The following is a 12,221-nucleotide window of genomic DNA, read 5'->3' on the forward strand; positions in this document are numbered from 1 at the left end:
CCCGGACGCGGGCGGTGAAAACGGTGGATCACCCGTCGGCCCCGCGGGCAGGATGGCCCCATGAGCGCTCGCCCCCTTCCCCCCTCGGATCCGGCCGCCCAGGGCGTCGACGCGTCCGGTGTCCACGCCTTCCTCGACGCACTCGAGGCCGCCCCCGGCATCGAGCCGCACAGCCTGATGATCCTGCGCCACGGCCATCTCGTGGCTTCCGGCTGGTGGGCGCCCTACACCGCGCCGCGCCTCCATCTGCTGTACTCGCTCAGCAAGAGCTTCACGGCGACCGCCGCCGCCCTCGCCGAGGGCGAGGGGCTGCTCGACTTCGACGCCCCGGTGCTGTCGTACTTCCCGGAGTTCGAGGCCGACGTCACCGACCCGCGCAGCCGGGCGATGCTGGTCCGGCATGTGGCGTCCATGGCCAGCGGACACGAGCGCGAGATGATCGACGCGGCGTACGCCGCCGACCGCGCCGAACCCGTGCGCGGCTTCCTGCTCCAGCCGCCCGAGCGTGAGCCCGGCACCGTCTTCGCCTACAACCAGCCGTGCACCTACACGCTCGGCGCGATCGTGCAGCGGGTCACCGGCCAGTCGCTCACCGACTACCTGAGGCCCCGGCTGTTCGACCCGCTGGGCATCGGCGAGACGGTGTGGCAGCGGGACCGTACCGGCCGTGAGATCGGCTTCAGCGGACTGTACGCCGCGACCGACGCCGTCGCACGGCTCGGCCTGCTGTACCTGGACGACGGGGTCCGGCAGGGCGAACGGCTGCTGCCCGAGGGATGGGCCGCCCGCGCCTCACGCCCGCACGTATCGACCCGCGGCGCCATGGGGGAGGGGGACCGGCAGGACTGGGACCGCGGCTACGGACACCAGTTCTGGATCTCCCGGCACGGCTTCCGCGGCGACGGCGCGTACGGGCAGTTCTGCCTGGTACTGCCCGATCAGGACGCCGTGATCGCCGTGACGACGGCCACCGAGCGGATGCAGGAGTACCTGGACCTGGTCTGGCGGCACCTGCTGCCCGCCTTCCGGCCCGCGCCGCTGAGCGGCCGCCGCCGTGCGGACGCGGTGCTGCGCGAGCGCCTCGACCGGCTCGCGCTGCCCCCGGCCGCGGGTAGTCCGGTACCGCCCCAGGGCGCCGGGGACTGGCCGGGAGCCGCCTTCGTCCCGCGGGGCGGCATCTGCGCCGACCAGCCGAAACTGACCGCGGCCGAGGTCGTGGCGGACGCCGGCGGCTGGACGCTGCGCCTCACGGAGGACGGCGAGCCGTTCGACGCGCGGTTCGCGGGTCCGGGCTGGAGTGTCGCAGAGGAGCCCGTCCCGGCCGCCGCGAGCGGCGGGTGGTCCGACGACGGCACCCTCACCGTGGACGTGGTGTTCCTCCACACGCCGCACCGGCTGACGGTCACCTGCTCCCTGGCGGAGCGGACCTTCACCGCCCGCTGGCTCACCCGTCCGCTGCACGCGTGGCCGCTGAGCGGGCTGCGCGCCCCGCGCGGCTCAGCCGGTGCCCGGCCGGAACGTCCGGAGGAAGGTGCGTAGCGCCTCCCGGCCCGCGGGTTCGTCCCAGTCGGCGGCCGGGGTCGTCCAGCGCAGGGAGAAGCCCCGGCCGCCGCCCAGCAGGAAGCCCCGGCCGAAGGTACGCACCCGGGCGCCGTCGTCCTCGGCGTACCACTCCATGTCGGCGGCCTCGCGCCCCTGGTAGGTCCGCGCCCGGATGCCGCCGATCCGCCGGTAGCCGCCGGACCGCACCAGTCGCGGCTCCACGTCGTCCCGCCACACGGCCACCGCGTCGGACCCCACCCGCTCGCTGTAGGTCACGGCGAGCGTGCGCGGATCCCCCTGGGCGCCGAAGGTGACGCGATAGGCCAGGCCGGGGGTGCCCGAGGTGTCCAGCCGCTTCCAGCCCGCGGGCAGCGCGACGGTGAACCCCTCCGGGGCCCGGTACGTCCGGAATCCGGGCGGGAGGCCTCCCGTGCCCGACGGGGAAGGGGTGGGAGCGGCGGCCGGCGGGGCGGTGTCCCGCCCGCCGGGGCTCGCGCCGCCGCTCGCGTCGCCGGGCGTGCCGGGACCGGCCGGCGCGGACACCGAGACCGGTGGCGCGTCGGCGGCGGTTCCGTCCCCGGTGCCGGGCAGCTCCTGGGTCGCGGCGAGCACGGTGACCGCGACGGTGACGACAGCCAGAGCGGTACCGAGCACCAGCGTTCTCCCGCCCCACGCGCGGCCGGCTCCGCGCGGCCGGGCGTTCGCCGGCTCGGCTGCGGCGGCGCCGGGGCCCTCGGACAGCGCACGGGTGAGCATCTCCCGGACCACCTGCCGGTTCAGCCGCTCCCGGGCGTCCTTGCGCAGCAGCCCCTGGACGACCAGGGTGAGCGGACCGGACCGTAGCGGAGCGCGCAGCGGCAGCCGGTCCACCCCTCTCAGCGTGGCCTCCGGGCGTCCGCGGTCCCGGAACGGCGGGCGGCCCTCGAGCATGGTGTAGACGATCGCGCCCAGCGCCCACAGATCCGCGGCCGGGCCGATCCGCTGGTCGCGGGCCTGCTCAGGAGAGGCGTACGACGGTGCCGTGAGCCGGGGCGCCGACGTCGTGCCGGCCAGGCCGTACCCGGTGACGACGACCGGGCCCTCCTCCCGCAGGAACACCTGGCCGGGGCTGAGCTCCCCGTGCGTGACCGCCTCGGCGTGCGCCGCGTCCAGGACGTCGAGCACCTCCAGCGCGATCCTCGCGGCCCGTGCGGGGGTGAACGTGCCCTGCTGGGCGAGAACCTCGTCGAGGGGCGTGCCGTCGATCCAGGCGGTGACGGTCCACAGGGAGCCGTTCTCGTCGACGGCGTCGACGACCGTGGCGGTCCGGCCCGGGCACAGCCGGCTCACGCTCTCGGTGGCCCGCAGCACACGGGAGGGAGCGCGCCGGGCCGCCTCGCCGGCGTCCCGGGGCAGTTCGGTCAGGGTGACCAGGCACGGGCGTCCCGCCTGCAGATCGTCGGCGTACCAGCTGACGCGATTGGTCTCCCGGTGCGTGACCTCGACCAGCCGGTACCGGCCGGCGACCGGCCGGTCCCCGGAGACGTGCGCCCTGCCCATGGCCATTCCCTCGTCGAACCGCTGGATCCCGCTGTCCCCAGTGGTACGGGGGAGCGGGCCGGGTCCGTTCAAAGAAAGGCTCAGCGAAGCCCGAAGTGTTCCGCCCAGGCGATCACGTCGCCGGTGGTGGCGTTGCCGCCGCACACCACGAGACCGAGCCGGGCGCCCTCGCCGACCCGCTCCAGCACCCGGCACGCGGCGGGCAGCAGACAGCCGGCGGCCGGCTCGGCCCACACCTTGGCGTGGTCCGCGAGTTCGAGGGACCCCCGGACCGCCTCCCGGTCCGGCACCACCAGCACCTCGGTGACCAGCTCCGACACATGCGCGTACGTCAGGTGCGAGACGGCCGGGGCGCTCAGCGTGGAGACGATCGACGTCAGCTCCACCGGCACCGGACGGCCCGCCGCCAGCGCCTCGGACATCGCCTGCGCGCCCTCGGTCTCCACGCCCCAGACCCGCACCCCGGGCCGCAGCGCCCGCAGCGCCGCCGCGACACCGGAGATCAGCCCGCCGCCCCCGATGCTCACCAGGACGTCCGTGAGGTCCCCCGCGTCCGCGGCGAACTCCAGCCCCACAGTGCCCTGACCGGCGATCACCTCCGGGTCGTCGAACGGGTGGACCAGGGTCAGCCCTTCGTCCCGGAGCCGCTCCGTCAACCCGAACGCGCCGTCCATGTCGTCGGTCACCCGCACCGACGCGCCCGCGGACTCCGCGGTCTCCACGGCCCGGGCGGGCGCCGAACGCGGCATCACCACCGTGGCCTTCACATCGAGGGCGGCGGCCATCACCGCGAGGGCGACCCCGTGGTTGCCGCCGCTCACGGCCACGACCCCGGCGGCCCGCTCGGCCCCGGTCAGCGCCAGCAGCTTCGCCGCCGCGCCGCGCACCTTGAACGAACCGGTGCGCTGCAGCAGCTCCAGCTTGGCCGTGACCGGCACGCCCAGCAGGTCCGACAGCCCGGGGCTCGGCACCGTCGGGGTCCGCACCACATGCCCGGCGATCCGCTCGGCCGCTGTCTCGATGTCGGCGATCCCGATCACGACGCTCATCCTCTCCGGCGCGGGGCCAGGTGATCCGCACCGTGCCCCACCCTGAACCGCGCCGGGGCCGTGGTCAACAACGTTCAGTGCTGCTGGGCCTTGTGCGGTGTCGCCTCGCTGGGCCGCACCACGACATACCCCTCACCCTCCAGCTTCAGCTGCACCGCCTCGCCCGACCCGCCGCGCAGCATCGACCCCACCGACTGCGAACGGTGCAGCGAGGTGGTGAGCCCCGCTGTCCAGCCCACGATCGCGTCCGTGTCCACGAAGACGGGCCACCCCGGCGACACCGGGATGACCAGCGGATCTCCGTCACACACCAGTCCCAGCCGGCCGTGTCCGGTGAACACGCTGTTGAACAGGCCGCCGCCGGTGATGCCGGCGCCCTTCACGGTCGAGATCCGGTACGACAGCGAGGAGTCGAAGCACAGGACGTTGCGGCCGTTGACGGTGAACTCGTCGCCGGGGTCGATCTCGACGATGAAACAGTTCTGCGCCTCGTGCGCGAACCAGGCCTCGCCCTGCCCGCGCACCGCCATCAGCGCCAGCCCCTCGCCGGTCACCGCGCGTTTCAGCATGCCGCCCACGCCCTGGCCCTTGCGCTCGAACCGCAGGTCGCCGCGGTGGGCGACCATCGCGCCCTGGCGGGCGAGCATCTCGCCGTCGACCGTGTAACGGACGCACTTGGCGTTCTCGACCGTCATGCCCGGAGCCGTCGCCGGCTGCACCCTGTGCTGACTGGAAAACAGGTCACCCTTCATGGGGGCATCCTCGCCCGGACTCGTCCCGTGCGCCAGGATGCCGTCCGTACGGCACGGCGGGCGGGGCCGCTCTCAGGCTCCGAAGAGCTGGGTCCAGTACGTACCCGCCCGGCCGCCGCCCGCGAAACCGACGCCGATATGGGTGAAGCCGGCCTTGAGGATGTTGGCGCGGTGGCCGGGGCTGTTCATCCAGCCCTCCACGACCTCGGCGGCCGAGCGCTGTCCGCAGGCTATGTTCTCGCCGACCGTCCGCCGCGCAGCGAGCGGACGCCCGCCGGCGTCGGCGACCTGGAGCACGGCGGCGGGCAGGGCGCTCAGCGGTGTGCCGGGCGCGGCGGGGCTGACCGCCACGGTGACCCGGCAGGCGCCGGAGCGCAGCGCCCGCGGGTCGACGGTGAGCGTGTCGGCGGCCAGCCGGGCGCCCGGGGCGGACGGCTGGCTGTAGAACACGAAGTCGCCGTCGCCGCCGGCCTTTCCGCCGTCGTCCGTGATCAGCGCGGACACGTCGAAGGGCCCGGTCACCCGGATGGTCACCGCACCGCCCGGAAGGGCCAGATTGCCGCCGGGAACCATGTCGTTCAACGCGCCGTCCTGATCTCGTCGTCACGCGGACCGGGTGGGGGTGTCCGGAGAACGACGCACGGGCGACGCGGGTTCCCGCCCGCACGGCTCAGCGGCGCAGTGCCGCGCTCCAGTCGGCGGGGACCCGGCCCGCCGGTCCCGGAGCCGGCTGGTCGGCCGGGTGGCTCACGGGCGGGGCGAGCTCGGGGCCGGACCCGTACAGCTCGTCGGTGGCGTAGTTCCAGAACCAGGCCTCACCCGGCTCGTAGCTGCGGACCACGGGATGCCCGGTGGACTCGAAGTGCGCCGTGGCGTGCTGACCGGGTGAGCTGTCGCAGCAGCCGATGTGGCCGCAGGTCGCGCAGCGTCGCAGATGGAACCACCAGCCGCCCGCGGTCTCACAGTCGGCGCATCCCGCTCCGGTCGGCGGGACACTGGGGTCGATGGTGTGCTCGCTGGTCATTACGGGCTCCTCGGGGGTGTCGTCGGGGTGCGGTGCGGTGAGGGGCGGCATCGCGTCGATCGCCGCGGCGGTGTCCGCGCACGCGGACAGCAGCATCCCCGCGCGCCCGGGTGCACGTCCGGGGCCTGTTCCGGGAACTCGACGCCGTTCTTCCACGGCATCCGGTGGTCGCACGGGATCACGGCGACGAGGTCGCCGCGGAGTTCCGGTTCGCGCAGCGCGTCCAGGGCGGACTCGCCGGACTCCGCGCGCACGATCCGGTACGACGCCCCGCAGCGCGGCCTGGGGTCGCGGGCTTCGCGGGCCACGGCGCGGGAGGCTCCCGGGTCGTCGTCCACGGTCGCGACGACGGTCCGTGCTGCGTCGGCGGCCTCGGCCATGAGTCCCCCATGTCGGCATGGGCTCCCCGGCACGGCGAACCCGTTCTGCCGTCGGCCACCGCACCGGCCCTGCCCAGCGTATGGGTGTTCGCCACGATCCGCTCAGGAACGTGTCGCTCCGGGTGTCCCACCCGCTCCCACCTCGGCGTCCCCGCAACGGCGTAGGGAAGACTGGACCCGCGCAGTGGACACGACGCCTGGAGGAACCGCATGACGCACCCGATCACGGCAGGGATCGACGGAACCGGGGAGAGCCTCGCCGCGCTGGACTGGGCGGCCAGGGAGGCGGTTCGCCGGGGGCTGCCGCTCAGGGTGGTGCACGCCTGGCGGTTCGAGGCACACGAAGCGGTGGACACCGGGGACAGCGCGACCCAGGAGCAGTGGGTGCGCGACTCCGTCGGGGAGGGGGCCCGCGCCGTCCGGGAGCGGCACCCGGAGCTGTCCGTGACGGTGGACGTCCTCGAGGGTGACGCCGTGGAGACGCTGACGGCCCTCACGGCTGAAGCGGAGATGCTGGTCCTCGGCTCACGCGGGCACGGCCGGATCCTGGGCTTCCTGGTCGGCTCGGTCGGCCAGCAGGTGATCGTCGGGGCGGGCGGGCCGGTGGTGTTCGTCCGCGCCGGGGACCGGGCGTCGAACGAGGTCGCCGCGCGGGAGATCGTGGTCGGACAGCAGGGCGACCCGGAGGACAGTGCCGCCGCGCTCGGGTTCGCCTTCGAGACCGCCGCCCGGCGCGGCGCGAGCCTGCGCGCCGTGCGCGCCTGGACCCTGCCGCCGGTGTTCGCCTACAGCCCCGCCTCGCTCCAGCTCATGGACGAGGCCGGAGGGCTGGAGCCGTACGAGCAGAAGGCCCTGGCGGCGGCGCTCGCACCGTGGCGGGAGCGCTACCCGGACGTGCCGGTGGTCGAGCACGTGGAGATGGGCAGCGCCGGCCAGGTGCTGCTGTCGGTGTCGGGCACCGCCCAGCTGATGGTCGTCGGCCGGCGTGCCCGCCGTACGGCGGTGGGCACCAGGATCGGCTCGGTGGCCTACGGGGTGCTGCACCACGCGGACTGCCCGGTCGCCGTGGTGCCGCCCGCCTGAGCCGGGCGCCGGCTCAGTCGTCCGCCGGCCGCAGGGTGGTCCGCGTCCTGGGCAGGATGGAGCGGATGTAGTCCTCGACGGCCGTGTCGAGACCGATGTCCTGCTGTGCCCGCTCGGACAGGTACCAGCGGTGCTCCAGGAGCTCGTGATAGATCTCCGCGGCGTCCATCGGACCGCGCAGCTCCGGCGGGACGGAGCGCACGGTGGGCCGGAAGACCTCACGCACCCAGCGGTGGGCGAGGACTTCCGGGCGGGCGCCGTGGTGGTCACCCCCGCCCGAGCGGAGCCGGGAGCCCGGGGGAGGGTCGCCCGGGGCGTAGTCGTCCTGGGTGGCCATCCAGCTCTCCAGGTCGTTCAGCAGCCGCCTGGCCTGGTTCTCCTCGGCGTCCAGACCGGTCAGCCGCAGCAGCTGCCGCTGGTGGTGGCCGGCGTCGACGACCTTGGGCACGAAGGTGACGGTGTCGCCGTTGGAGGCGTGCTCGATCTGCATCTCGGCCACGTCGAAACCGAGGTCGTTCAGCCGCCGGATGCGGCGCTCGATGTAGTGGTACTTGCCCGCCGGGTAGACGGAGGTGCGGGTCAGCTCCTGCCACAGTTTCTGGTAGCGGGCGCAGATCTCGGTGCCGAACTCGATGGGGTCGACGGAGGGGTGCAGCGCCCCGGAGGCCTCCAGGTCGAGCAGCTCGCCGCTGATGTTGACCCGGGCCAGATCGAGGTCGTACTCGCGTTGCCCCACGCTCAGTTCGGGGTGCAGATCCCCGGTCTCGGCGTCCACGAGGTAGGCGGCGTAGGCGCCCGCGTCCCGCCGGAACAGGGTGTTGGACAGCGAACAGTCGCCCCAGGCGAACCCGGCCAGGTGCAGCCGCACCAGCAGCACGGCGAGCGCGTCCATCAGCCGGTGCATGGTCGCCGGACGCAGCGTCGTCTCGAACATCGACCGGTACGGCATCGAGCCACCGAGATGCCGGGTGACCAGGACGCTCTCCAGCTGCTCCCCGGCCGGGTCGGTGCGGCCGGTGACCACCGCGAGGGGATCGACCGCCGGTATGCCGATCCGGTCCAGGTCGCGCAGCAGTTCGTACTCGCGCAGCGCGGGCCGCTGGGCGAGCTCCTTCACCGCGATCACCTCGTCGCCGGCGCGCGCGTAGCGCACCACGTGCCGGGAGATGCCGCGCGGCAGCGGCACCAGGTACTCCTCGGGCCACTCCTCCAGCGGCAGGTGCCACGGCAGTTCCAACAGGAGCGCGGGGTGCTCCGGGTTGGTCGCGTTGATCTGCAGTGCCATGGCTGCGGTGTCCTCGTCTCGCGGGTGATCGTCACCTCACTCTATTGCGCGCGCTCCCGGGCCAGCCGGGCGGCGTCCCGCACCGGCCCCTTGTGCAGCGGGCCGTGGCCGGGCAGCAGCAGGTCCCCGTCCAGCTCCGCCAGGACGTCCAGGGAGGCCACGGCGGTGGCGCGCTCGTGGTGGAACATGTCGGTCAGCATCTGCGGCCCCCGCGCCCGTGCGGTGGGGTGACCGGTGACCAGGGCGTCGCCCGACACCACCACCCCGGTGTCCGGGAGGTGGAAGGCGCAGTGTCCGGCGGTGTGGCCGGGCGTGTGCACGGGCACGGGCCGGCCCGGAAGATCGAGGGGGCCCGGCCCCGGGAACGGCTCGGGCGCGGTGACCGCGACGTTCGCCGTCGCGCCGCTGCGCAGGGCGTGCGCGGCCCACGGCAGCACGCCCGGCCGCCACCCGCCCCGCAGCACCCGCCCGACGCTCACCTGGTGCAGGAAGTCCCGGCGCGCGTGCGGTACTTCGGCCTGGTGCGTGAGAACCGGGGCGCCGTACGTGGCGCTCAGGTACTCGGCGGAGCCCTGGTGGTCGTTGTGGGCGTGGGTGATCAGCACGGCCGTCACCGCCTCCGGTGAGCTCCCCACCTCGGCCAGGGAGGCGAGCAGCCCCGCGCGGTCACCGGGGTAACCGGTGTCGATCAGTGTGACGGCGTCCCCCTCGGTGAGGATCACCCAGTTGGTGTCCTCGCCGTGCACCAGGAAGGTGCCGTCCGCGACATGCCGCACCGCTGCTCGCATGATCCTCCTGGCCCGGGCCGAGTGTTTCCTGTCCGACGTGAGAAGGAAAGCAGATCACGGCACGGACGCGGGCGGCGGGCCGGGCGGTGACGGCGCCGGCCCCGGTGAGGCACCCGTCCGCGTCCCGAACAGGAACCGGGTCACCACCGTCCTGCGCACCCCGTACTCGTACAGCGGGAGGAGCACCGCCAGCGAGGCGGCCACGATCACCGCGTACTTGACGGCCATCGGAGCGGACCAGCCGACCACCCCGTACGCGAAGGCGACGACGACCGGCTGGTGCAGTACGTACAGGGGCAGCGCCGCGAGTCCCAGATACGCCAGGAACCCGGACCCGCGGTCCGCCCGGGACCGCCCGCCCGGGGGCCCGGGCCGTGGCCGGTCCAGCAGGCCGAGGATCGCGGTCACCCAGCACCAGCCGGCCGCGCCGAACAGGGCCCGGGTCGTCAGCGCGAACGCGGTCCGGTCGGTGAACGGGTCGTCGCCGGCGACGAAGCCGGGCGCGGCCCCGGCGAACAGCACCACACCGAGCACGCCCACGGGTACCGCGACACGGCGGGTGGCCTCGCGGACCCGCTCGTCGTCGGCGAACGCGAACCCGCAGACGAAGAAGAGCAGATAGGCCCAGCGGTTCCACCCCGCGAAACCCTCCTCCATGCCGAGCAGCGCGTTGACGGCGGCGAGCGGCAGCGCGGGCAGCAGGAGCAGGGCGGGCCGGCGCCGCAGCGCGGGGGCCGCCCGTCCGGCGCCCGCCGCCAGCCGGGCCGCCACCGGCACGAGCAGCAGACAGAAGACGAGCAGCAGGACGACGAACCAGAGATGCCCGGTCTCGAAGTGGTCGCCCTCCAGCACGAAGGGGAAGTCGGCGAGGTCCGGGCGCACGGTGAGGAACCGTGTCCAGAACCGGCCGTACGGCTCGTCGTATCCGGGGTCGGCGGCGCGCAGCCGCAGCCACTGGGGGAGAGGGCACAGGACGACCGTGCCGAAGACCAGCGGGACGCCCAGGCGCAGCAGCCGCTCCCGGGCGAAGCCACCGGGTCCCCTGCGGCGGACGGAGTGCCGGGCGCCGAGACCGGCGACCAGGAACAGCATCGGCATGGCCCACACCACGCCGAAGCCGGCGAGGACGGTCACGGCGTCCGTCGTCGTCGCGTTCTTGACGTAGAAGTCGTCGTCCGGCGAGAAGACGAGGGCGGAGTGGAAGAAGACCAGCCCGAGGACGACCAGGGCGCGCAGTATGTCGAGTTCGGCGCGCCTGCCGGCCGGCGCCCCGCGCTCCGTGTCCCAGCCCATCGGCCCCTCCCCGCGCCGGGTGCGGCCCAGTCTGGGGGAGCGGGGGCGGGGAGGACAGGCTTCCGGCCGGTCAGTTCACACCGTGCGGGCGGAACTGGACGCTGATGCGCGGTCCGGCGGCACGGGCGCTCTTGGGCACGCAGTGTTCCCAGGTGCGCTGGCAGGATCCGCCCATCACGATGAGGTCCCCGTGTCCGAGCGGACGGCGCACGGTGTCACCGCCGCCCACGGGGCGCAGCAGCAGATCGCGCGGCGCGCCCACGGAGAGGATGGCGACCATGGTGTCCTCGCGGGCTCCCCGGCCGATGCGGTCGCCGTGCCAGGCGACGCTGTCCCGGCCGTCCCGGTAGTAGCACAGTCCGGCGGTGGCGAACGGCTCGCCCAGTTCGCCGGCGTAGTGCGCGCTCAGCGCCTCGCGCGCCTCGGCCAGCACGGGGTGCGGCAGCGGATCACCCGCGCGGTAGTACGACAGCAGCCGGGGCACGGCCACCACCTGGTCGTACATCTGCCGCCGCTCCGCCCGCCAGGGGACTTCGGCGGCCAGCCGCGCGAAGAGCGCGCCGGAGCCGCCGAGCCATCCCGGCAGGACGTCGATCCAGGCACCCCGGCCCAGGTGGGTGCGGCGTATCCCGTCGAGCGGGCCCGGCCGCACCTCGTCGGCCTGGTCGAACAGCGATGCCTGCAGTGCCGGTGGGTGGTGCGTGGTCATGGTCCCAGCGTACCCCTTATTCGAAAGCTTGTTCTAGATCACGTGTGCGGATCCGGATGGCTGCGCGGGATCCGCAGGAACAATCCGTCCCCGGGTCTGTTCGATACGCGGGTGTATCGGATACGTTCCTGTATCGAACGGAGGAACGGACATGGCAGCGGACGGCACGGCGGGGCGCGTCACCAGACGCCGGCTGCGCACCCGCGCGAACCTGCTGGAAGCCGCGTTCACCGTGTTCGCCGCCAAGGGCTTCGGACATGTCTCGATCGAGGAGATCTGCGAGACCGCCGGCTACACCAGGGGCGCCTTCTACTCCAACTTCGCCGGTCTGGACGAGCTGTTCTTCGCCCTGTACGCGGAGCGCGCCGAACTGATCGCGGAGCAGGTGTCGGGCGCTCTCGCCCTGGACGGCCCCGATCTCGACGTGCCCGCCGCCATGGACCGGGTCGCCGACATCCTGCTGCTCGACCGCGACTGGCTGCTGGTCAAGACCGACTTCCTGGTGCACGCCGCCCGCGACCCGGAAGTGGCCCGCAGCCTGCTGGAGCACCGGGCACGGCTGCGGCGGACCATCGCCGACCGGCTGGCCCGCGCCCGGGGCCACACGGAACTGCCCGCCGTCCTCGGCGGGGCCGAGGGCGCCGCACACGCCGTGGTCGCCGCCTACGACGGTGTCACCACCCAACTGCTGCTGGACCGGGACGTCGCACACGCCCGGACCTGGCTGAAGCAACTGCTGACCGCGCTGCTCACCGTATGAAGGAAGGGACGGTCGCC

General features: G+C 73.9%; 12 protein-coding genes and 1 pseudogene. 3 read left to right on the forward strand and 10 right to left on the reverse strand.

Annotated elements, in window-relative coordinates; genetic code table 11:
- Positions 1-60: 60 nt before the first annotated feature.
- Complete coding sequence (locus HTV45_RS30385; protein WP_215209124.1) at positions 61-1,539, forward strand: serine hydrolase; 1,479 nt, start codon at positions 61-63, stop codon at positions 1,537-1,539.
- On the opposite strand, the gene HTV45_RS30390 is transcribed toward HTV45_RS30385, so the two are convergent.
- From HTV45_RS30390 to HTV45_RS30415, 6 genes and pseudogenes are all read right to left on the reverse strand, one after another.
- Positions 1,498-3,081 (reverse strand): serine/threonine-protein kinase, encoded by a 1,584-nt coding sequence (locus tag HTV45_RS30390; protein ID WP_215209125.1) that lies wholly within the window; start codon positions 3,079-3,081, stop codon positions 1,498-1,500. The two genes, HTV45_RS30385 and HTV45_RS30390, sit on opposite strands and share 42 nt — an antisense overlap.
- Before the next feature lie 80 nt (positions 3,082-3,161).
- Positions 3,162-4,121 (reverse strand): pyridoxal-phosphate dependent enzyme, encoded by a 960-nt coding sequence (locus HTV45_RS30395; RefSeq protein ID WP_215209168.1) that lies wholly within the window; start codon positions 4,119-4,121, stop codon positions 3,162-3,164.
- Positions 4,122-4,204: 83 nt separating this feature from the next.
- Positions 4,205-4,882 (reverse strand): AIM24 family protein, encoded by a 678-nt coding sequence (locus tag HTV45_RS30400; RefSeq protein WP_215209126.1) that lies wholly within the window; start codon positions 4,880-4,882, stop codon positions 4,205-4,207.
- Between the two features lie 72 nt (positions 4,883-4,954).
- Complete coding sequence (locus HTV45_RS30405; RefSeq protein WP_215209127.1) at positions 4,955-5,464, reverse strand: CAP domain-containing protein; 510 nt, start codon at positions 5,462-5,464, stop codon at positions 4,955-4,957.
- Between the two features lie 88 nt (positions 5,465-5,552).
- Entirely contained in the window at positions 5,553-5,906 is a 354-nt protein-coding gene (locus HTV45_RS30410; protein ID WP_215209169.1) for a UBP-type zinc finger domain-containing protein, read from the reverse strand.
- 48 nt (positions 5,907-5,954) lie between these two features.
- Positions 5,955-6,286: pseudogene (locus tag HTV45_RS30415) on the reverse strand (fused response regulator/thioredoxin-disulfide reductase); the annotation flags it as partial.
- A gap of 210 nt (positions 6,287-6,496) precedes the next feature.
- Between HTV45_RS30415 and HTV45_RS30420 the strand changes: the two are divergent.
- A complete protein-coding gene (locus HTV45_RS30420) occupies positions 6,497-7,369 on the forward strand; it encodes a universal stress protein (RefSeq protein ID WP_215209128.1) in 873 nt (290 codons plus the stop codon).
- 13 nt (positions 7,370-7,382) lie between these two features.
- Here HTV45_RS30420 and HTV45_RS30425 read toward each other — a convergent pair whose 3' ends face one another.
- The 4 genes from HTV45_RS30425 to HTV45_RS30440 form a co-directional block, all read right to left on the reverse strand.
- Positions 7,383-8,654, reverse strand: coding sequence for a DUF4032 domain-containing protein (locus HTV45_RS30425; RefSeq protein WP_215209129.1), 1,272 nt, complete (start codon positions 8,652-8,654; stop codon positions 7,383-7,385).
- A gap of 41 nt (positions 8,655-8,695) precedes the next feature.
- Entirely contained in the window at positions 8,696-9,442 is a 747-nt protein-coding gene (locus HTV45_RS30430) for an MBL fold metallo-hydrolase (RefSeq protein ID WP_215209130.1), read from the reverse strand.
- A 54-nt stretch (positions 9,443-9,496) separates the two neighbouring features.
- Positions 9,497-10,735 carry an acyltransferase family protein gene (locus tag HTV45_RS30435; RefSeq protein ID WP_215209131.1) on the reverse strand — a complete coding sequence of 413 codons (1,239 nt, stop codon included), beginning with the start codon at positions 10,733-10,735 and terminating at the stop codon, positions 9,497-9,499.
- 70 nt (positions 10,736-10,805) lie between these two features.
- Positions 10,806-11,444: an alpha-ketoglutarate-dependent dioxygenase AlkB gene (locus HTV45_RS30440; RefSeq protein WP_215209132.1), complete on the reverse strand. Its 639-nt coding sequence runs from the start codon at positions 11,442-11,444 to the stop codon at positions 10,806-10,808.
- Positions 11,445-11,595: 151 nt separating this feature from the next.
- On the opposite strand from HTV45_RS30440, the gene HTV45_RS30445 reads away from it, so the two are divergent.
- Complete coding sequence (locus HTV45_RS30445) at positions 11,596-12,204, forward strand: TetR/AcrR family transcriptional regulator (RefSeq protein WP_215209133.1); 609 nt, start codon at positions 11,596-11,598, stop codon at positions 12,202-12,204.
- The last annotated feature ends 17 nt before the right edge of the window (positions 12,205-12,221 follow it).

The sequence above is a fragment of the Streptomyces sp. CHD11 genome (genome assembly GCF_018638295.1).
GTDB lineage: Bacteria > Actinomycetota > Actinomycetes > Streptomycetales > Streptomycetaceae > Streptomyces.